The organism is Streptomyces sp. LE64, from assembly GCF_052606915.1.
This window is the reverse complement of the sequence record NZ_CP199708.1, coordinates 13,665-33,426: the sequence shown is the minus strand read 5'-3', so window position 1 is coordinate 33,426 and position 19,762 is coordinate 13,665. Positions and strand designations below refer to the sequence as shown.

Below are 19,762 nucleotides of genomic sequence, written 5' to 3'. Positions count from 1 at the left end.
ATGTCTCCTTCGGGTGGGAGGGCACACACGGGTGCCGGGCGGCGTCCGGGACGGAACACCCACGGAACGGGAACGGGCGTGTGGGGGACCGGCAGCACGGAGTGGGGGACCCGGGGCCGACACGAGTCATATTAGGTGAGCCTTACCTAAACTGTCACCCTCGGTGTTGACGCCCTCCCCGTCACCGGGCGGGACGAACACCCCGCGACAGCCACCCGAGCAGATCACCCGTCACCCGCTCGCCGACCGTCTCGACATCCGGCGCCACCCCGTCGAGCGCGCACCGCAGGACGCTGCTGCGGTCCCGACCGTGCCGACGCATGAACAAGCCCGCGCCCGGACCCTCCTCGCCGACCAACACCCAGTGCGGCGCCCGCCGCGCCACCTGGTGTTCCCGGTTGCGCGCCACGAACTGGTGCGGTCCGTACACCAGGAGCCCACCGTCCAACCGCACACCCGGGGTCGACCGCCACAGCCGGGCCAGCGCCGGCTGCGGACCGTCCCCGAGGCCCAGCGCCCGCGCCGTGCGCACGGTGAGGAACCCGGCGAAGGACTCCGCCAGCGGGTGCTCCTCCCCGCTCGTCCCCTCGCGGCACACCACGGGCCACTCCCCGCCCGCCCGCTCCTGGTCGAGGACGAAACCGAACGCGTCCCCGCAGTCCGGCTCGTGGGCGAACCACAGCCGCCGGCCCTCCCGTCGCCAGGGTGCCGTCAGCGCTTCGTACGCGTCGTGCGCCTCCTCGGGCCACACCGTCGCCCATTCCGTCCCGAGCAGCCGCACCCCGCCGAACTCGGTGAGCCACCAGCGGTACGACGGGGGCAAGGGGCCGAGCCGCGCCTCCGCCGCCCGCACCATCGCCTCCGTCGCCCGGCCCGCCGGGCGCGGTTCGTACCCGGGCACGGCCCGGACCAACTCGCTCAACTGCCCCAGATCAGGTGTCATCCGGGCAGTCTTTCAAGCACGCGAGGCCCGGGGGAGCCCCGCCCGCACCACGCTCGTCGCCCGTGCCTACCGCCCCACCCCAACCCCTGCTAACTTCAGCCGGGTTGAGCCCGCCGGGAAGGCGGGGAGAGCGGAGAGCGGGAGGACCACGATGCGCCCGTGGATCAGACGGACCGCCGCGGCGGCCTCCGGCGCGGCCCTCGCCCTCGCCCCACCGGTCACCGCGCCCTGGGCGGAGGCGACCCGGGGCGATGCGGCCGGTCGCTGGACCGGAGCGTGGGGCGCCTCGTTGCAACGGCCCGCGGACCCCGGGGAGCCCTGGGGCGGATGGTCCCCGCAGGGCTTCGCCGACCAGAGCCTGCGGCAGGTGGCCCGGGTCACCGCGACGGGCCCGCGCATCCGCGTCCGACTCTCCCACCGGTACGGAGCCCAGCCCGTCCGGCTGGCCCGGGCCACCGTCGCCGCATCCGCCCGGGGTGCCGCCGTCCGCCCCGACACCCTGCGCGAACTGTGGTTCTCCGGAGAACGCGAGACCGTCCTCCCGATCGGCGCCGAACGGCTCTCCGAGCCGGTGCACCTGCCCGTCCGCGCGGGCGAGAAGCTCACGGTCACCTTCTACTTCGCCACCGCGACCGGCCCCGTCAGCTACCACATGGACGCCCTCACGACCTCCTACCGGGCCGAGGGCGACCGGACCGGGCACGCCTCCGCCGACGCCTTCGAGACGGCCACCAGCCCTTCCCTGTACCTGCTGGCCGGCATCGAGGTGGCGGCACGACACGGCCGCGGCACGGTCGTCGCGTTCGGCGACTCGATCACCGACGGCTACGGCTCCACCCCCGGCACCGACCGCCGCTACCCGGACCGGCTCGCCGACCGGCTGCACGCCGGCGGTCGAGCGTTCGGCGTCGTCAACGCCGGTCTCAGCGGCAACCGCCTCCTCACCGACTCCGGGTGCTTCGGCGAACGGGGCCTCGCCCGGTTCCGCCACGAGGCGCTCGACCGCCCGGGCGTCCGCTCCGTGGTCGTCCTGCTCGGCATCAACGACATCGGCGCCGGCGGGCAGCCGGACTTCGGCTGCGGGACGGCGCCCGACGTCACCGCCGACCGGCTGATCGAGGGACACCGCGCGCTGATCCGGGCGGCGAAGCGCCGTGGCGTCACCACGGTCGGGGCCACCCTCACCCCGTTCGAGGGGTACGCCTTTTACTACACCCCGGAGAAGGAACGCGTCCGTGACGAGGTGAACCGCTGGCTGCGCACCAGCGGTGCCTACGACACGGTCGTCGACCTCGACCGGCTGCTCGCCGACCCCCGGCCCGGGCGCGGTGACGCGTTGGCCCCCGGCTACGACTCGGGCGACGGGATCCACCCCAACGACGCCGGGATGGACGCCGTCGCCGAAGCCGTCGCGGACGCACTGCCCCGCTGAGCCGGGCGACTGCGCCCCGTCACCGCGCGGCGGACCGCTCCCGCTGACGCACCTTCAGCCGCGCGGACTCCTTGCGGACCCCGGCCTGGGTGGCGCGCTCCGCGCGGAGCCACTCCGGCTGCTCCTGCTTGAGCGCGTCGATCTGCTCGGTGGTGAGGGGTTCGGTGACCCCGCCGCGCGCGAGTCCGGAGATCGACACCCCGAGCTTGGCCGCGACCACGGGGCGCGGGTGGGGCCCGTCGCGACGCAGGTCCCGCAGCCACTGCGGCGGGTCGGCCTGGAGCGCGTGGAGCTCGGCGCGCGAAACGGAGCCCGCACGGAACTCGGCGGGCGCGGCTTCGAGGTAGATCCCGAGCTTCTTCGCCGCGGTCGCGGGCTTCATGGCCTGGGTGGTCTGGTCCGACGTCATGCCTCCAGGGTAACCAGCGGGTGCGGTGCCCCTGACCACGGCCGATACCCTGGTCCCGTGACAGACGTGCAGCCCCCCGCCCCCTTCCGGCTCGCCTACGTACCGGGGGTGACCCCCGCGAAGTGGGTGCGGGTGTGGACCGAACGCCTGCCCGACGTGCCGCTGAGCCTGGTGCCGGTGCCCGCGGCCGAGGCGCTCGCCCTGCTGCGCGAGGGCGGTGCGGACGCGGGGCTCGTCCGTCTTCCCGTCGACGGCGAGGACCTGAGCGCGATCCCCCTGTACACGGAGACGACGGTGGTGGTGGCGCCCAAGGACCACCTGGTCACCGCGGTCGACGAGGTGGCACCGGAGGACCTGGCCGAGGAACTGGTGCTGCACCCCGTCGACGACGTCCTCGACTGGGAACGCCCCCCGGGGGTGGCCGCGAAGGAGCGTCCGGCCACCACGGCGGACGCGATCGAGTTGGTGGCCGCGGGCGTGGGGTTGCTGGCCGTCCCCCAGTCGCTCGCCCGACTGCACCACCGCAGGGACCTCACCTACCGCCCCCTGAAGGACGCCCCCGAGTCCCGCGTGGCCCTGTCCTGGCCGAAGGAGGCGACGACCGACCTGGTCGAGGAGTTCATCGGGATCGTCCGCGGGCGCACCGTCAACAGTTGGCGTGGCCGGGGCGCCGCCCAGCCCGCCCCGGAACGGAAGCCAGCCGCCGCCCGCGGCTCCCGGAAGGGGGCCTCCACCGGCAAGGCGTCGGGCGGTCCGCGAGGTGCCGGATCCGGACGCGGCGGCGCCGGCAAGAGCGCCGGGGGCGCCCGCGGCGGCCGCCCGGGCCGGCCCCGCCGCCGCGGCTGACCCGCCCCCTCGGCCGGTGGCCCGAACCGCCCTGGGCAGCGCGCGGGTCCGGTGCTAGACAGGGGGCATGCAGACCCCGTCGGCGCCCTCGGACGGCCGCCCCTTCGACGCCGTGCTGTGCGATCTGGACGGGGTGATCCGTTTCTTCGACGCATCCGTGGTCGCCCGGCTGGAACGGGAGGCCGGGCTCCCCGAGGGCATCACGGCCGCCGTCGGCTTCGCGCCGGAGAACGACCGGCCGCTGCTGGAAGGGCGGATCACCCGACGGCAGTGGGCCGAGTCCATCGTCCGGGGCCTGCCCGCCGCCCTCCCCCGGCCCCGCGCCGAGGCCCTGGCCGCCGCGTTCACCCGGGCCGACTTCCGCGCGGACCCGCAGGTGGTGGCCCTTCTGCGTCGACTCCGGAGGCTGTGTCCGCTGGTGCTGGTCACCAATGCGACGGCCTGGCTCGACGACGACCTGCGGAAGATGGGGATCACCGACCTCGCGACCTCCGTCGTGAACAGCAGCGAGCTCGGCATCGTCAAACCGGATCCGCGCATCTACCGCATCGCCGCCGCGCCCGGGCGGGTGTGCCCCTGGACCGGTGCCTCTTCGTCGACGACCGGTCCGAGAACGTGGCCGCTGCCGTCGAACTGGGGGCGACGGGCGTGCTCTACCGGGCGCGCGCCGACCTCGAACGCGCCCTCGCCCCGCTCCTCGGCGAGGACGAGGCGAGGACGCCCGCAGCTGACCGCTGACGGGCGCCCTCCACCGTCCTCAGGCCGTCGCCCCCGGGCGCCACATGGCGGCGGTGGTGAGCGGACCGAGGACGAGGTGCTGCCGGGTCGTGAATCCGAAGCGCCGGTACAACCGCTCGTTCTCCGGATCCGCGGTGGTGAGGAAGATGCCGCCGGGCGCGGGCAGCTCGGACACGACGTGGTCGAGGAGCCGGCGCGCCGCGCCCCGGCCCCGGTGCTCCGGGAGGACACCGAGGAACTCCAGCGTCCACGCCCCCTGCGGGGTGGCCGTCTCGGCGCCGTGCACGTAGCGCAGGGTCCGCACCAGCGCGCCCGGGCCGCAGCCGAGTCCGGTGCCCGCGACCCAGCGCGCCTTCGCCCGGGCCGGGGGCGTACCGCCCGGGGGAGTGAGCACGATCGCGGCGATCGGTTCCCCTCCCCGGTCGAGGGTCAGCCGCCGCGCGCCCGGCAGCGTGTCGTGCGCGGCGAGGGTCGCGGCGAACCACCGCTCCCTGCGCACCGCCGCGTCACCGCAGATCCACCGCAGCCCCGGTTCCCGGGCGAAGGCCGCGCTCAGGACGGTGCCGCACCCCCGGACGGAGGCGGAACGGTTCAGGACCGCCGGCCCGATCGCCTCAGCCATCGCCACGGCTCCGCAGCGGCGCCTCGGGGACCAGGTGGCACACCAGGAGCTTGAGGAAGAAGAGCGGGGCGAACCACATCAGGGCCAGCGGCACCGTCAGCCAGAACAGGTTGACGAGCACGGCCGCCGTCCACAGTCCCACCGCGACCGGCCGCTTGAGGTGCACCGGGGCGAACTCCACGACCGCCGCGCCGCCGAGCAGCAGTCCGGCGTTGCCCAGCACCCACGCGGCGTCGCCCTCCAGGACGACCGTGCCGACCACGGCCAGGTGCAGCAGGTGCGCCCCGACGAAGACCAGCCGGCTCCGGCGGGCGTGCGCCGCCTGCCGGTGGTACCAGCGCTTGGCCGCGTTGGTCGCGTTGGTCAGGATGCCGCCGATGAGGTCGAGCCCGGCGAGCGCCACCACGACGAGCTGCACGGTGGACCAGGACTCCCGGACGCCGTCGGCGGCAGGGGACCAGAGGCCGGCGGCCAGCAGTGCGGCGCAGAGCAGGCCGCCGCCGATCTCCACCGCCGATTCGGCGCGGGACTTGCCGGGACCCATGAACCGTTCCAGTCGACCGGCCGGGCCGTTCGGGGTGGGCGGCAGGTCCCAGTCCACGGTGAGGTCAGTGCGCACGGTCGGCCGCCTTCGTTCCCCACAGTCCGGCCAGCAGGGTCCACACCTGGGCGCGGTCGGGCTGACGGCCGGCCGCCAGGGCGCTCAGCGCCCACAGGTCGGCGGCCCCGACGACGGCGGTCGTGGCCCCGACGAGCAGTTCCCGGTCCAGGTCGGTACGGATGACGCCGAGTCGCTGCCCCTCGTCGACCAGCGCGGTGAACCAGCCCCGCCAGGCGGCGCCGCCCTCGTGGGCGGCGGCGACCTCCGCCAGGGCCAGGTCGTCGGGGTGACCCAGCAGATGCGCGGTGAGCGCGTCCGTGCCGCTCTCCAGCCCGGCCCAGAAGGCGTCGGCATCCGAGGCGGACGGCTCGGGCCCGAGCGCGTCGAGGAGGCGGGCCAGGACGTCGTCCAGCACGGCCGAGAGGAGGTCCTCCCGCCCGTCGAAGTAGTGGTAGGCGGCGGTCTTGGAGATTCCCGCGGCCTCGATGATCTTGTTGTACGAAGCGTGCTGCGGACCGTGCTCGGCGAAGTGCTGCCGGGCGACGGCGAGGATCTCGGTCCGCCGTTCGGGGGGCAGACGATGGAAGCGGGGAAGGGGTGGAGTCACTTGACCAACAGTACACCCCTCTGGGGTGTACTGTTGGTACACCCTAGAGGTTCTCTTTCGGGTGCGCGCGCGTCTCGCCGAGGGGCCGCGGATGCCGACACCGATGGGTGTCGGTCGGACACGGGGCGTGATCCAGCCACTTCGGGCGCGTGTGGTCGCCGTCCTGACGTGGTGTTTTACAGTGGCTCCTTTCAGATCCAGCGATGAGGGCCTGAGAGGTAATCGCACCTATGTCGACCGAAGCGTTTGAGTTTCAGGTAGAAGCCCGTCAGCTGCTCCAGCTGATGATCCACTCGGTCTACTCGGACAAAGATGTCTTCCTGCGGGAACTCGTGTCCAACGCCTCCGACGCGCTGGACAAGTTGCGCCTGGAGAAGCTCTGGGACGACTCGCTCGACGCCGACGTGTCCGACCTGCACATCGACCTCGCCGTCGACCCGGACGCCCGCACCTTGACCGTGCGCGACAACGGCATCGGCATGTCGTACGACGAGGTCGGCCGGCTCATCGGCACCATCGCCAACTCCGGCACCGCGAAGTTCCTCCAGGAGCTGCGGGAGGCCAAGGACGCCGCCGGCGCCGAAGGGCTCATCGGCCAGTTCGGGGTCGGGTTCTACGCCAGCTTCATGGTGGCCGACGAGGTCACCCTGCTGACCCGTCGCGCGGGAGAGGACGAGGGCACCCGGTGGACCTCGCGCGGTGAGGGCACCTACACCCTGACCAAGGTCGACGACGCGCCGCAGGGCACCTCGGTCACGCTCCACCTCAAGCCGGCCGACCCGGAGAACCAGCTCCACGACTACGTCTCCCGATGGAAGATCAAGGAGATCGTCAAGCGGTACTCGGACTTCATCACCTGGCCCGTCCGGATGGCACCCGAAGCCGCGGCCACCCCGCCGGAGGAGGGAGAGGAGACCGCTCCGGCCGCCCCCGAGACGCTCAACTCCATGAAGGCCCTCTGGGCCCGCCCCCGCGCCGAGGTCACCGACGACGAGTACCACGAGCTGTACAAGCACATCGGCCGCGACTGGCAGGACCCCCTGGAGACCATCCGCCTCCAGGCCGAAGGCACCTTCGAGTACCAGGCCCTGCTCTTCCTCCCGGCACGGGCCCCGCACGACCTGTTCACCCGGGACTTCACCCGCGGTGTGCAGCTCTACGTCAAGCGCGTCTTCATCATGGACGACTGCGAAGCCCTGCTGCCGCCCTACCTCCGCTTCGTCAAGGGCGTCGTCGACGCCGCCGACCTCTCGCTCAACGTGTCCCGCGAGATCCTCCAGCAGGACCGGCACATCGAGATGATGCGGCGCAGGCTCACCAAGAAGGTCCTCTCCACGGTCAAGGACATGGCCGCCAAGGACCAGGAACGCTACGCCACCTTCTGGCGTGAGTTCGGCACCGCGCTGAAGGAGGGCCTGGTCACCGACGCGGAGAACCGGGACGCCATCCTGGCCGTCGCCTCCTTCGCCAGCACCCACCACGACACCGAACTCACCACGCTCCAGCAGTACGTCGAGCGGATGAAGGACGGTCAGGAGGACGTCTACTACCTCACCGGGGAGTCCCGGCAGGCCATCGAGAACTCCCCGCACATGGAGGCGTTCCGGGACCGGGGCATCGAGGTGCTGCTGCTCACCGACGCCGTCGACGAGGTGTGGGCCGACGCCGTCGGCGAGTACCAGGGCAAGAAGCTGCGGTCCGTCGCCAAGGGCCAGATCGACCTGGACGCCGAGGACGACGGGGCGTCCGGGGACGAACGGGAGAAGCGGGCCGAGGAGTACGCCGGACTGCTCGGCTGGATGAAGGAGCAACTGGACGAGGACATCAAGGAGGTGCGCCTGTCCTCCCGGCTCACCGTCTCCCCGGCCTGCGTCGTTTCCGACGCGCACGACCTGACCCCGGCGCTGGAGAGCATGTACCGGGCGATGGGGCAGGAGACGCCCCGGGCCCAACGCATCCTGGAGCTCAACCCCGACCACCCGCTGGTCCAGGGGCTCCACCGGGCCCACCGGGAACGCGAGGACCACACCGGCCTCGCCGAGAGCGCCGAACTCCTCTACGGCCTCGCCGTCCTCGCCGAAGGCGGACAGCCCAAGGAGCCGGCCCGCTTCGTCAAGCTGATGACGGACCGCCTGGAACGCGCGCTGTAGGGCGGCGCGAAGGTCGGCGGCCGCCCCTCGCGGTCGGCCGCCGACCCCCTGTCACCCCGGCCCCCACAGAAACGTGACCGCCGTGCCCGACGGAGCCGCCCCCCGCAGGCCCACGGCCCTGGTGATCGGAGCCAGCGCCGCAGGGCTGCTCGCCGCCGCCGCACTCGCCGAGTTCGCCGAGGTGACGCTCGTCGAACGGGACGCCCTGCCCGCCGGCGACGAGACCCGGCGCGGCGTCCCCCAGGCCCGCCACGCCCACCTGGTCTGGAGCGGTGGGGTCACGGCGCTCGGGGAACTGCTCCCCGGACTCGTCGACACCGTGGTCGCCCGCGGCGGACGCCTCGTCCACGTCATGGGGGACATGGTCTCACGCGCCCCCAACGAGGTGTGGTTCCGACGCTTCACGACGACCCGCCACCGCAATCTCGTCTGCTCCCGCACCCTCTTCGACGCCGTCCTGCGCGAACGGGTCCTGCCCCACCGCAACGTGACCCTCCAGCAGCGCACCACGGCGGTGCAGTTGCTCGGTGGCCCCCGACGGGTGACCGGCGTACGCGTCCACCGGGGCAACGGCACGCACGACCTGACCGCCGACCTCGTCGTCGACGGCTCCGGCCGCGGTTCCGCCGCCCCCCGCTGGCTCGTGGACCTGGGCCTCCCGGACGCCGCGGTGCGCGAGGTCGCCGCGGGCGTCGCCTACGCCACCCGGCTGTACCGGGCCCCCGGCAGCACCGGGTCGACGGCCTTCCCCGTCGTCAACGTGCAGGCCAACCCCGCCAAACCCCCCGGCCGGGGCGGCATCATCCTGCCCGTCGAGCGGGGGAGGTGGCTCGTCACCCTCTCCGGGACCCGCGGCGGCGAACCCACCGGCGACCCGGACTCCTTCCTCGCCTTCGCCCACGGACTCGGCGATCCGGTCATCGGCGAACTCCTCCAGCACGCCGTCCCCCTGAGCGCAGTGCACACCACCCGCGCCACCACCAACCGGCGCCGCTACTTCGAGCGGGCGGGCCGCTGGCCGGACGGCTTCCTCGTACTCGGCGACGCGGTGGCCGGCTTCAACCCCGTCTACGGCCACGGTCTCACCGTCGCCGCACAGAGCGCCCTCGCGGTGCGGGACGTGCTCGCCACCAGGGCCCTGACCGCCGTGGGCACCGCCCGGCGCCTCCAGCGCGCCGTGGCCCGGCCGGTCTCCGCCGCCTGGGACCTCGCCGTCGGCCAGGACGTCTTCTACCCCGGCGCCACCGACACGCCCCCCACCCTCCTGGACCGGCTGAACGCCCGCTTCGTGGACCGGGCCGTCACCACCGGAGCCCGCAACCCCCGAGCACTCGGCGCCCTGCTGGACGTGATGGGCCTGGAGCGGCCCCCGATCCGTCTGCTCGCCCCCGACATGCTCCTGGCCATGCTGATCGGCCCCCGCGCGCCCCGCCTGTCGGCCCCTCCGCTCACCGAGGCGGAACGTGCCGCCGCCCGGCCCGCGACGGCGCCTCCGCACGGCTGAACGCCCTGTCGCCCGTCCTGCGCGGCCACCGGGCCGCGCAGGACGAGAAGCCTCCTACCAGGTGTGCGCCACGTCCACGATCAGCCGGTCACCCGACTGGAGGACCCGGAAGGGCAGCCTCGCGCGCACCCCCACGCCCACCTGGGTGCGCCCCTCGAAGCTCGCACCGAACTTGGTGTCCTTGAAGGTGCGGTACCCGGTGACGTCCACCCCGGGCAGCGACCGCCCGGCCCGACCGGGATAGACCACCGCGCCGGTGGCCGGGTCGTACGCCGGCGCGTTCACGTAGACCTGGAGGATGGCGCCCCCCTGCACCGGTATCTGCGTGCCGGTGCCGTCCTGGTGGAACGCGTCCACGTAGCCGACGTGGTAACCGACGGTGCCGGACGTGCCGGTGATGTCGAAGACCATGCGGTCGTAGCACGCGTGCTGACCGGTTCTGATGTTCTGCAACGGTTCCACGACCGATGCGGCGGACGAGGTGGTGCCGCTCCCCCAGGGAGTGGAACACACCGTCGCGGCGGCCCGACCGGGCACGGCGTGCGCCGCGCCCGCCGTGCCCACCAGGGTGGCACCCGTCAGTGCCAGAGCGCCGACAACCATTCCTAAACGTCGCATGACCTACCTCCAGTGAGCGGAAACACGGATGGTGCGCGGTGGGGACGGTACTCCCCTCCGCCTCTCCACCCTCCCGCCCCGGCACCCACCGCCGACATCCGCGCACACCCCCAACCCCGCAGGGGAAATCACCTAGGTACGTGCCCACCCGCACCCGTGCACCACGGGAATTCACCCGGGAGGAACGCCCACCGCTTGACCGGTGGCACCGCCGACCGGACACGGCCCCGGGAACTCTCCGGCGCCGTGCTTCGTCCTCCCGTACGGGCCATCCGGGCCGAGCGAGGGAAGAGGGGGCCGCCGTGGAAGCACACGGCACGGAGAAGCTGGAGACCACCCTGAGCAGCGGCCGACGGGTGACGCTGTCGCTGCCGCCCACGGACGCGCCGTGGGCCGAAGGCGGCGTCGGGGCCCTGCGCCCCGTTCCGCCCACGCACACGGGCCGCGGCGAGGAGCCCCCGCTGCTTCCCGAGCCGCCCGCACTGCCCGTCTCGGTGGCGCTGCTGGGGCTGGGGACCTGACGTCGGCCCCGTCCACCTGCGCATTTTGCCCCGACCGGCCGATGCCACATGCTGTCGTCACACGGGACGGCCAGTGAATCGGAGAGGGACATGAACCACGCCCAGCGCACTGCGCTGGGCCGGGCGCTGCGCGTGTTGGGCGAACACGGCGACCGGCTCACCACGGAGACCACCGACGCGGAGCTGCACGAGGTCCGGGACGACGTGCGCAGGGCCCTGAACCTGCTCGAAGAGGCCTTCAGCACGACCAAGCCGACCACCCGCTGCCCCGAGCACCCCAACGGTCCGGTGGACGAGGACGCCAGGGACCGGTGCCTCCTGTGCGAGACCCGCCGCCGCGCCGCGCGCCACCAGGGTCCCGTGAACGGCGCTCGGGAACGCTCCGGCGAGCACGAGCCGACCCCGCGGGTGCCGTCCCGCTACGGACTGCGCGAGGACCGACCGCAGCCGCACGAACGCTGGCTGCCCGAGCTGTGGAACGGGCAGAACTGGCAGCTGTGCGGGACACCGCGCCGTAGCCGCCGCGACGCCGAGGCGTACATCGCCGCCCAGCGGGACGCGCCCCGGGCGGCCTCCGCGTACCGGCTCGTCCAGGCGTTCACCGACCATGAGGTCGTCCGGGTCTGGGGCAGCCCGGTCCTGCGCCCCACGCGCCTCACGGACGGCTGAAGGCCCTCACCCCCGGGCCGGCGGACGCGAACGGTACCGGCGTCCAGGTCGACCTGGACGGGCGGAGCTTCCACAGGTCTGACGTTCTTGCGTACGCGTTCCTGCTCCAGCGCCCGCTTGGACGCCTGGGCGGCGGGCGAACCCTCCTGGAGGAGGGTCGGCCCCGATGGACGAGAGTCCCTTGGTCCTGCGCCAGTAGACCCAGCCCCTGCGCTCCCAGGCCAGGAGCACCCGGTCCGCGAGGAACACCGAGGCGGCCGACCCGGCGGCCCCGGCCGCGATCACCACGCCGTCCACGATCAGCCACCGCCTCCCGCCCGGCCGACCCGCCTGCCGGGGCGTCGAACCGAGCAGGGCGCCCGGCAGGGGGAGAGGACCGGTGAGGAGGCATCCTTGGACCGAGCCTACTGGGCTGCCCCTCCCCGGAGACCACATGGTGCGATTCGTCGGACCCCCACCCCCGTGACGGCTACTGTGTGAACACGCTGCGCTGCGCACCGTGTCCGCGCGAGGAGGAATACCGTGTCATCGCCCTGTGACCCCCGACATGCCGCCCCCGGTGACGTGGGCGGAGCACTCATGATGATCGACTCTCAGCTCAAGGCCGTTTACGACGGCAAGAGCGAGATCGACCCCGAACAGCGCGCACTCATCGACCAGTTCACCGCGTCCATGGACTCCAGCGGGCTCGACGACCTGCTCGACGGCGCGTGCACCCTCATTTACATGTTCATGAAGTGGTTGCGGATGGCCTACGAGGACCACGACAAGGACGTCATCGAGTGCGTCGTGCCCGACGTGGTGGCGACCCTGCGCATGATGCCCAAGAGCGTGCGCCCCGAAGTCATCCCCACCATGGCCGGCCTGCTCGTCGCCGCGGGCACCGGCCTGAGCCCCAACCTGTGGCGCAAGCAGTACGGCTACTGGAAGAAGGAGGAGATGAACTCCCTGGAAGCCACGGTCTCCCTGCTCGCCGAGCACATCAACCGACTCACGGACGACCGCAACTTCGCCACCCGCATGATCATCGAAGCCCTGGCCAGTCTGCAGGACGACTGAAACTCGCCCGGCCGGGGCCGCACGCGCCGACCACCCGGGGACCCGACGTCCCCGCCGCTCCCTCGGGTTCCCCCGATCTTCTTCCGTACCGCCTACAACCTTCGCCTCCTGCCGATCGTCCTTCATGCGTCGACCATCCGTGCGCTCGCTGGGTGCTCCGTGCGCCCGCGGGTGCAACGGTCACGTCGACGACGGGCCACCCGCCCGTACCGAACGACACAGGACACCCGCTAGGGCCCGTCCCCATCGCAGGAGACCCGTATGCATCCACGTCTCAGACTCGCCCTCGCCACCGTCACCACGGTCGCGTTGACCGGCGGGCTCCTCACGGCCGTGGCCGGCCCCGCGGCCGCCGCACCCCTCGCCGCCTCGGACGCGGATTTCAACGACGACGGCTACGCGGACGTGGCCGTCTCCGCCAGTGCCGCCACCGTCGCGGGCCGCGCCGCCGCCGGCCAGGTCGTCGTCATCTACGGCGGTCGCTCGACCACCCGGAAGGTCGCGATCAGCCAGAACACCGCCGGCGTCCCCGGCAGCGCCGAGAAGGAAGACCGGTTCGGCGGCGACACCGCTTACGGCGACTTCGACAACGACGGCTACGACGACCTCGCCGTCGGTGCGTTGGGCGAGGACCTGGGCAGCGACAAGGACGGTGGCACCGTCATCATCCTGTGGGGCTCGGCCTCGGGCCTGAAGGGCGGCTCGACCGTCGTCGACCCGCGCCCCACCAAGCACGACCGGTTCGGCATGGCCCTGGAAGCGGCCGACTTCGACAAGGACGGCAGGGTGGACCTGGCTATCGCCTCCCGCGACTCCGCCACCGTCGACGTACTGCGCGGCGGCTTCAACCGCTCGGCCAAGCCCGCCGGGCGGTACACCGTCACTCCGGCGATCTTCGACGGCGCGGGCGACGGAGTGCAGAACCTCCACTCGGGCGACGCCAACGGTGACGGTCGCGAGGACCTGATCGTCAACGGGTACTCCAAGAGCGACGGGTACAACGCCAACTACTGGTTGCCCGGCTCGTCCCGCGGTGCCACGACCTCCGGAGCCCAGAAGCTCCCGGCGGGCATCATCACCGACGTCGGTGACACGAACCACGACGGTTTCCAGGACATCGTGTTCGGCATCAACTGGGACAGCGGCATACCTGGCTCCGCTTTGGGAGGCCGCGTGATGATCGCCAAGGGCACGCGCTCGGGCCCGGTGCATGGCCAGCGCCAGTCCTTCACCCAGAACACCCCCGGGGTGCCCGGCGGCAGCGAGAAGGCGGACAGCTTCGGCATGGAGCTGGACCTCGGCGACGTCAACGGGGACAAGCGGCTCGACCTGGTCATCGGGGCCCCCGGCGAGGACCTGCCGGGCGGCAAGGACCAGGGCACGGTCACCGTCCTGTACGGCGCCGCCAACGGATCGGGCATCAGCACGGTCGGCGCCCGGTCGTTCAGCCAGAACACGCCTGGTGTTCCCAACAGCGACGAGACCGGGGACTTCTTCGGCTCGGACGTCCACGTGGACGATCTGGACGGGGACGGCCGCGGCGACGTGCTCGTGGGCGCGGTGGGCGAGGACGGCGGCAACGGCGCGGTGTACGCACTGCGTTCCCAGACCAACGGCACGTTCACCTCGCCCGCCGGCATCTACGTCACCAGCGTCGGGGTGTCGACGGCAGGTTCGCCGCTCCTGGGCAACAACTTCTCCGACTGACCGACCGAACCCCACGGCCCTCCGCCGCGTTCTCCGGCCGATCACGCCCGCACTCCTCGGTGCGGCGCGTGGTCGGCCGGCGGCGTGCACAGGCCCGATAGGGAGCGCCGGCGTGTCGGCTACGCGCTGCTGGACAGCCGGTTCGCGGCCTGTGCCCACGGCAGGGGACCGACCACGTCGTCCCTGCCGAAGGAGTCCTCCTCGTACCAGCCCGTTCCGGCCAGCCAGGTCTCCCACCACGCTGGTCGTCGCCGAGCGGACGGGGAAGGCGTTCGCCGTCCGAGGCGGCCCGCACGGCAACGCGGTGCACGAGGTCATCGGTGTCGGTCATGAGCCCGATGCTGTAGAGCGCACTGGGGCTTCCCCCGGTCCCGTGATCGCCGAGCGCCGTGCGCCCGGCCCGCACACCACCGACGATCCGCTGCCCGGCGCGTGCCGTCGGGACGTCGTTCCCGAACCCGGGACGGCCCCGCTCGGGACCGCCCGCGCTTCCGCGTGAACCGCCCGCGCGAAATGACCGATAAGGGCTCAACTCCGTTGTGACGGGCAACACGACGCCCCCCGAGGGCGTCCCCTTCACCAACGGAGCCAACCGAGGGAGCGGAAGATGTCAGCAGGTACGGGCCGCACGACATGGGTCATCGCGGTGGCGGCACTCGTCACCGGCGCGTTGGTGGCACCCGCCTCCGCGGTTGAAGGAGGCGGGGGCCGGCACGGAGCAACCCAGCGGGCGCTCGAACAGGCGGTGCGGGACGGGGTCCCCGGCGCCGTCGCCCAGGCGCGGGACCGGGCCGGGAGCTGGAACGGCACCGCGGGCGTCGGCGAACTGGGCACGGGGAAGGAACGCAATGCCCAGGACCGGTACCGCATCGGATCCATCACCAAGACCTTCGTCGCCACCGTCCTGCTCCAACTGGAGGCCGAGGGACGTCTCGACCTCGATGACAGCGTGGAACGGTGGCTCCCGGGCACTGTCCGGGGCAACGGCCACGACGGCCGGCACATCACCCTGCGCCAACTCCTCAACCACACCAGCGGCGTCTACAGCTACACCTCCGACCCCGGCTACCAGGCCAAGATCTTCGGAGAGGGCTTCCTCCAGCACCGCTACGACACCTGGGCCCCCGAACAACTGGTCGACATCGCGATGCGGCACAGGCCCTACTTCGCTCCCGGAGCCGGGTGGCGGTACTCCAACACCAACTACACCCTCGCCGGAATGGTCATCGAGAAGGTGACCAGCCGGAGCTACGAGTCCGAGATCGAACGCCGGATCCTGCGCCCGCTCCGGCTCCGCGCCACCTCCGTCCCCAGCACCGATCCCAAGATGCCGTTCCCCGCGAGCCGCGCCTACTCCCCGCTCACCTCGGACCCGGGTGCGGAGATCCGCGACGTGACCGAGCTGAACCCTTCGCTGGCCGGCGCCGGCGGCGGCATGATCTCCGACTCCAAGGACCTGCAGAAGTTCCTCCGCGCCCTGCTGAAGGGCGGACTGCTCCCGCCGGAGCAACAGAAGGCCCTGACCACGACGGTGCCGATCGACCCCCAACAGCCGGCGTACCGCTACGGCCTCGGCATCCAGTCCACCCGGCTCAGCTGCGGCAAGGAGGTCTGGGGCCACGGCGGAGGCATCCACGGCTCGCAGTCCGAGGTGTTCGCCACCCGGAACGCGAGCCATTCGCTGGCGCTGAACTTCAACGGCGACTGGGCGGGGAACACCGGGGCGGTGATCGAGGCGGAGTTCTGTGGGTAGTCGCCAGACCCTCACGGCGTGACTCCCCGCGTCCTCGTGGTCGGCCGCCGCCTTGGCAAGGGTTCGGCCGGGGCGGCGGCGCTGGCTGGTGCGGATCAGCGTGTGGCGCAGCAACGACCACCTCGCCACGGCCGGGCACCAGCGTCCGGGAAGGCGAGGAGACGCTCCACGGCGCCGTCAACGGGGGTCGGGCTCTGTTCCCTTCCACCGGCCGCGGTGCAGGCTGCGAGCACCATTCCGCCGCTCGGTTCCACCCCGGACGCAATAATCCGGGCGGGTTAAAAAATGGGTTAAATATCGGGGGTGTGCTGCTAATCTTCGGCGCGGAGGTGAAGCCGTATGGCGACCGAGGAAGAGTTGTTCGCGAACATCGACGCCTTGCTGGAGGAGGAGCCGCAGCTCCCGCCCCCGGCTGAGCGCGCCCGGTTGCGAGAGGCCGCCGGCGTCACCCAGGCCCGTCTCGCGGCCGCGTTGAAGACGTCGACGCAGACCGTGAAGAACTACGAGAACGGCAGGAGCGAGCCGAAGGAGCCGCGTCTTTCGGCGTACCAGCGGCTGCTGAACGGCTGGGCGGCGAAGTACCCCGTGCACGGCGCCGAGCCCGTAACCGCGCCCGCCCCTACCGTCGCCCGCCGGTCGGCTCCCGCGACGTTCGTCCGCCCGAGTGCCTCCGCGCCGGAGACAGCGGCTCCGGCAACGGCTCCCGCTCCTCCGGCCACGCCCCGGGCCCCGGCCCCCCGCCCCGCGACGTCGTCGCGGAAGACCGTGAAGCCCACCACCGATCCGCGGTTCCCGCACGGTCCGCTCGCCGTGCTGGACGGCGACGGCTCCGCGTACGGCGTCGACGGGATCGTGCTGGACTGCCCGGCCACCACCGTGCCGGAGCTGGTGGAGTGGACGCTGCGCGAGTCCGGCCTCGGTGCGCCGAAGCTCAACCGCTACGGCAAGGACTCCGACCCCTTGATCGTGCTTACCGCGGCGGCCGCGGTGAAGCTCGGGCTGCCCGAGCACCTGGAGGGCCACGAACAGCGCCGCTCCCTGCGCCTCCCGGCAGACCACCCGGTCGTGCAGCAGGTGACGAGAGCGCAGTGGCAGCTCACCCAGCGCGGGTTCGGCCCGTGGGCGCGGATCTACCGCAAGGCCCAGGGCCGCGACCGGCAGTGCGTCCAACTCGCGGTCCTGTCGTGGGGCGCCCTCGACGAACGGTCCTGGCCCGGCGTCGCCGAGATGGAGCCGGCCGACATCGCCCGCGTCCTCGGCGTCTACGCCCGGCGCGTCATCACCCCACGCGGCTCCACCGCCGTCTGCGGACTGGAACTGATGACCGCGCTGCGCCCGCCCACGCGCGCCGTGTGGGACGAAGCGACCGGGAACTGGGTGCCCGGCCACAACCCGGGCTCGCTGGGGACGGAACCGATGGACCCGGCGCCGCCGGAGTCCACCCCGGAGCACCCCGTCGTGGTGAACTCCGGCTGGACCGGCGGCTTCCTCAACGAAGAGGCCTACCAGTGGGTGCGGCCGGTGAACCTGCTCACCGACGAGGAGTGCACGCTGCCGTACGCGGTCGGCCTGGACCTCAACACCGCGTTCCTCGCCGCCGCCGGCCGCCTGGTCGTCGGCCTCAGCGCCCCGGACCACTTCCACGCCCCGAAGTTCAACCCGAAGATCCCCGGGTCCTGGCTGGTCGACCTGTCCCACATCGAGCTGGACCCGCGCCTGCCCAGCCCGTTCACTCCGGACGGCACCCGCCCCACCGGCCCTGCCTGGTACCAGACGCACACCGTCGCCTACGCCCAGGAGCTCGGCCACAACGTCCACCCGATCGAGGCGTACCTGCGCCGCGATACCGGCGCCTACCTGGACCCGTGGCACGGCCGCCTCAAGACCGCCTACGCCGACACCCTCGCCGACCTCGGCGTCACCAAGGACCTCACCGACACGGAGTTCCTCGCCGCGATGGAGCGGCACAAGCACGTCGACCCGGCCCTGACCGCGGTGCTGGCCGCCATCAAGGCCACGGTCAAGGGAGGCGTCGGCAAGCTGCGTGAGCGCCCGCAGGGCAAGAACTACAAGGACGGTGACCGCTGGCCGGCCCTGGAACGCCCGACCTGGCGCCCTGACATCCGCGCCGCCGTCATCAGCAAGGCCCGGGTCAACATGCACCGCAAGCTGGGCAACATGGCCAAGATGACGGGCCTGTTCCCGCTCGCCGTACTGTCCGACTGCGTCGTCTACCCCAGCCCCGGCGACAGCCCGCTCGCCTTCCTGCCGTACGCGGCCTCCGGCAAGCCGCAACCCGGCGGCTTCCGCCTCGGCCCCACCCCGGGCCTGGCGAAGCTGGAGGGCTCCCAGTCGATGCTGTGGGCGGTCGACCTGATGGAGCAGGGCCTCAACCCGGCCCGCCACATCAAGGGCGGCGACGCCGTCTTCGACGAGGGCGAGTGAGGCCGCGGACCACCGCTCGTCGGCGGGGCGCCGTGCCACCGGAGCCGGCGTGGACGCCGAACCGTACCGAAGGAGCCGTAACCGATGAACGCCCCCGACGCCCCGTCCCCGCAGTGGCCCGTTCCCGCTGCCGCGCCCACCCATGACCCGGCGCTGTTCGCACGGGCGATGCGGGACATGCGCCTGACCTGGCGAGCCCGCGGCGTCCTGGCCGAACTCGCCACCGGCTACCTCCCCGGACAGGAGCCCACGGTCAGCGAACTGGCCTCCCTCACCCGTGGCGAGCGCTTTGCCGCCGAGGGCCGCGAGGCCTTCCGCAAAGCGATCGGCGAGCTGCGCAGCCTCGGCTACCTCTCACTCGACGCCACCACCGTCTCCGGTGTGGGGGAGCGCCTGGTCGTGGACCTCGCCCCGGCTGCCGGCGCCCGCATGATCCCCCGGCGGTACGGCCACAGCCCCCTGACGGACGGGAGCTGACCGGTGGGGGAGATCGAGGACGCCATCGAGCGAGCCGACCAGGAGACGTTCACCCGTCAGCCGCCCAAGGGCCTCAAAGCCCGCATCAACTTCCTGCTGGGGCAGCTCAAGACGACCAAGGCCGTCGCAACGGAGATCGGGGTCAGCCAGCGCTCGGTGGAGCGCTACCGCACCGGCGAGCGCAAACACCCGCCCAAGGACATCGCCGACCGGATCGAGGCGGCCGTCCGTGCCCGCTGGCAGCCGAAGGTCCGAGGGCGCCGCCGAAAGCAGGCCGCCACCAGCACGGGCATCACCGTCGAGACCCGGGCCCGCTTCGGCTACACCGCACCGATCGGCACCACCGACGACGGCCGCATGCGCCGCCTCACCGTCCACCTTCCGCCGGCCTACGCCCGCCGCCTCTTCGACGCCCGGCAAGAGGGCGCCACCGACCAGCAGATGCGCGACATCGTCGCCGAAGGGCTGCAGGAGGTGTACTTCAGGGACGGCGGACAACGCGCCTTGGCCCTCGAGGTCGCCTTCACCGACATCGACTACTTCGACGTGTCCTTCTGAGAAGGACGTGCACTGCTGCCCATGTGCCCGAAGCACGGTGGCTCCCCCCATGAAGGCGGTCATGGATGCATGAGGCGGGAACTGTCGGGCGCACACGCGGACA

General features: G+C 72.5%; 19 protein-coding genes and 1 pseudogene. 14 read left to right on the top strand and 6 right to left on the bottom strand.

Annotated features, from left to right (window positions below):
- Positions 1-181: 181 nt before the first annotated feature.
- Entirely contained in the window at positions 182-943 is a 762-nt protein-coding gene (locus tag ACSMX9_RS00155; RefSeq protein WP_445398827.1) for an SMI1/KNR4 family protein, read from the bottom strand.
- 151 nt (positions 944-1,094) lie between these two features.
- Between ACSMX9_RS00155 and ACSMX9_RS00150 the strand changes: the two genes are divergently transcribed.
- Positions 1,095-2,375 (top strand): SGNH/GDSL hydrolase family protein, encoded by a 1,281-nt coding sequence (locus ACSMX9_RS00150; protein WP_445398825.1) that lies wholly within the window; start codon positions 1,095-1,097, stop codon positions 2,373-2,375.
- A gap of 19 nt (positions 2,376-2,394) precedes the next feature.
- On the opposite strand, the gene ACSMX9_RS00145 is transcribed toward ACSMX9_RS00150, so the two are convergent.
- Positions 2,395-2,784, bottom strand: coding sequence for a DUF5997 family protein (locus tag ACSMX9_RS00145; protein WP_445398823.1), 390 nt, complete (start codon positions 2,782-2,784; stop codon positions 2,395-2,397).
- A 57-nt stretch (positions 2,785-2,841) separates the two neighbouring features.
- Here ACSMX9_RS00145 and ACSMX9_RS00140 point away from each other — a divergent pair, with 57 nt between their 5' ends.
- The 3 genes and pseudogenes from ACSMX9_RS00140 (at position 2,842) to ACSMX9_RS00130 (ending at position 4,368) form a co-directional block, all read left to right on the top strand.
- Positions 2,842-3,630 carry a LysR family substrate-binding domain-containing protein gene (locus ACSMX9_RS00140; protein WP_445398821.1) on the top strand — a complete coding sequence of 263 codons (789 nt, stop codon included), beginning with the start codon at positions 2,842-2,844 and terminating at the stop codon, positions 3,628-3,630.
- Positions 3,631-3,697: 67 nt separating this feature from the next.
- Positions 3,698-4,126: pseudogene (locus tag ACSMX9_RS00135) on the top strand (HAD family phosphatase); the annotation flags it as partial.
- Between the two features lie 74 nt (positions 4,127-4,200).
- Positions 4,201-4,368, top strand: a complete 168-nt coding sequence (locus ACSMX9_RS00130; RefSeq protein WP_445398819.1) for a hypothetical protein — start codon at positions 4,201-4,203, stop codon at positions 4,366-4,368.
- A 19-nt stretch (positions 4,369-4,387) separates the two neighbouring features.
- Here ACSMX9_RS00130 and ACSMX9_RS00125 read toward each other — a convergent pair whose 3' ends face one another.
- The 3 genes from ACSMX9_RS00125 to ACSMX9_RS00115 are packed head-to-tail and all read right to left on the bottom strand — an operon-like array spanning position 4,388 to position 6,198.
- Entirely contained in the window at positions 4,388-4,990 is a 603-nt protein-coding gene (locus ACSMX9_RS00125) for a GNAT family N-acetyltransferase (protein ID WP_445398817.1), read from the bottom strand.
- A complete protein-coding gene (locus ACSMX9_RS00120; RefSeq protein WP_445398815.1) occupies positions 4,983-5,609 on the bottom strand; it encodes a hypothetical protein in 627 nt (208 codons plus the stop codon). The genes ACSMX9_RS00125 and ACSMX9_RS00120 overlap by 8 nt, the downstream gene beginning before the upstream one ends.
- Positions 5,599-6,198 (bottom strand): TetR/AcrR family transcriptional regulator, encoded by a 600-nt coding sequence (locus ACSMX9_RS00115; protein WP_445398813.1) that lies wholly within the window; start codon positions 6,196-6,198, stop codon positions 5,599-5,601. The genes ACSMX9_RS00120 and ACSMX9_RS00115 overlap by 11 nt, the downstream gene beginning before the upstream one ends.
- 230 nt (positions 6,199-6,428) lie before the next feature.
- On the opposite strand from ACSMX9_RS00115, the gene htpG reads away from it, so the two are divergent.
- Positions 6,429-8,348 (top strand): molecular chaperone HtpG, encoded by a 1,920-nt coding sequence (htpG, locus tag ACSMX9_RS00110; RefSeq protein ID WP_445398811.1) that lies wholly within the window; start codon positions 6,429-6,431, stop codon positions 8,346-8,348.
- A gap of 82 nt (positions 8,349-8,430) precedes the next feature.
- Positions 8,431-9,852, top strand: a complete 1,422-nt coding sequence (locus ACSMX9_RS00105; RefSeq protein ID WP_445398809.1) for an NAD(P)/FAD-dependent oxidoreductase — start codon at positions 8,431-8,433, stop codon at positions 9,850-9,852.
- A 54-nt stretch (positions 9,853-9,906) separates the two neighbouring features.
- Here the strand turns inward: ACSMX9_RS00105 and ACSMX9_RS00100 are convergent, their stop codons facing one another.
- Positions 9,907-10,470 (bottom strand): AMIN-like domain-containing (lipo)protein, encoded by a 564-nt coding sequence (locus tag ACSMX9_RS00100; protein WP_445398807.1) that lies wholly within the window; start codon positions 10,468-10,470, stop codon positions 9,907-9,909.
- A gap of 302 nt (positions 10,471-10,772) precedes the next feature.
- Between ACSMX9_RS00100 and ACSMX9_RS00095 the strand changes: the two genes are divergently transcribed.
- The 8 genes from ACSMX9_RS00095 (at position 10,773) to tpg (ending at position 19,659) form a co-directional block, all read left to right on the top strand.
- Entirely contained in the window at positions 10,773-10,991 is a 219-nt protein-coding gene (locus tag ACSMX9_RS00095; protein WP_351247388.1) for a hypothetical protein, read from the top strand.
- A 90-nt stretch (positions 10,992-11,081) separates the two neighbouring features.
- A complete protein-coding gene (locus tag ACSMX9_RS00090; protein ID WP_445398805.1) occupies positions 11,082-11,660 on the top strand; it encodes a hypothetical protein in 579 nt (192 codons plus the stop codon).
- A gap of 522 nt (positions 11,661-12,182) precedes the next feature.
- Complete coding sequence (locus tag ACSMX9_RS00085; RefSeq protein WP_366117651.1) at positions 12,183-12,719, top strand: hypothetical protein; 537 nt, start codon at positions 12,183-12,185, stop codon at positions 12,717-12,719.
- Positions 12,720-12,980: 261 nt separating this feature from the next.
- Positions 12,981-14,426 (top strand): FG-GAP and VCBS repeat-containing protein, encoded by a 1,446-nt coding sequence (locus ACSMX9_RS00080; protein WP_445398803.1) that lies wholly within the window; start codon positions 12,981-12,983, stop codon positions 14,424-14,426.
- A 607-nt stretch (positions 14,427-15,033) separates the two neighbouring features.
- A complete protein-coding gene (locus tag ACSMX9_RS00075; RefSeq protein ID WP_445398801.1) occupies positions 15,034-16,179 on the top strand; it encodes a serine hydrolase domain-containing protein in 1,146 nt (381 codons plus the stop codon).
- A 339-nt stretch (positions 16,180-16,518) separates the two neighbouring features.
- Positions 16,519-18,624, top strand: coding sequence for a telomere-associated protein Tap (gene tap, locus ACSMX9_RS00070; RefSeq protein WP_445398799.1), 2,106 nt, complete (start codon positions 16,519-16,521; stop codon positions 18,622-18,624).
- Positions 18,625-18,708: 84 nt separating this feature from the next.
- Positions 18,709-19,101, top strand: a complete 393-nt coding sequence (locus ACSMX9_RS00065; protein ID WP_445398797.1) for a hypothetical protein — start codon at positions 18,709-18,711, stop codon at positions 19,099-19,101.
- A gap of 3 nt (positions 19,102-19,104) precedes the next feature.
- Positions 19,105-19,659 carry a telomere-protecting terminal protein Tpg gene (gene tpg, locus ACSMX9_RS00060; protein WP_445398795.1) on the top strand — a complete coding sequence of 185 codons (555 nt, stop codon included), beginning with the start codon at positions 19,105-19,107 and terminating at the stop codon, positions 19,657-19,659.
- Positions 19,660-19,762: the final 103 nt, after the last annotated feature.

Bases quoted from the DNA above. Each gene is read 5' to 3' on its own strand.
- ACSMX9_RS00125 (WP_445398817.1), bottom strand. From the start codon at position 4,990: ATGGCTGAGGCGATCGGGCCGGCGGTCCTGAACCGTTCCGCCTCCGTC.
- ACSMX9_RS00100 (WP_445398807.1), bottom strand. From the start codon at position 10,470: ATGCGACGTTTAGGAATGGTTGTCGGCGCTCTGGCACTGACGGGTGCC.
- htpG (WP_445398811.1), top strand. From the start codon at position 6,429: ATGTCGACCGAAGCGTTTGAGTTTCAGGTAGAAGCCCGTCAGCTGCTC.
- ACSMX9_RS00145 (WP_445398823.1), bottom strand. From the start codon at position 2,784: ATGACGTCGGACCAGACCACCCAGGCCATGAAGCCCGCGACCGCGGCG.
- ACSMX9_RS00155 (WP_445398827.1), bottom strand. From the start codon at position 943: ATGACACCTGATCTGGGGCAGTTGAGCGAGTTGGTCCGGGCCGTGCCC.
- ACSMX9_RS00090 (WP_445398805.1), top strand. From the start codon at position 11,082: ATGAACCACGCCCAGCGCACTGCGCTGGGCCGGGCGCTGCGCGTGTTG.
- ACSMX9_RS00065 (WP_445398797.1), top strand. From the start codon at position 18,709: ATGAACGCCCCCGACGCCCCGTCCCCGCAGTGGCCCGTTCCCGCTGCC.
- ACSMX9_RS00150 (WP_445398825.1), top strand. From the start codon at position 1,095: ATGCGCCCGTGGATCAGACGGACCGCCGCGGCGGCCTCCGGCGCGGCC.
- ACSMX9_RS00075 (WP_445398801.1), top strand. From the start codon at position 15,034: ATGTCAGCAGGTACGGGCCGCACGACATGGGTCATCGCGGTGGCGGCA.
- ACSMX9_RS00080 (WP_445398803.1), top strand. From the start codon at position 12,981: ATGCATCCACGTCTCAGACTCGCCCTCGCCACCGTCACCACGGTCGCG.
- tap (WP_445398799.1), top strand. From the start codon at position 16,519: ATGGCGACCGAGGAAGAGTTGTTCGCGAACATCGACGCCTTGCTGGAG.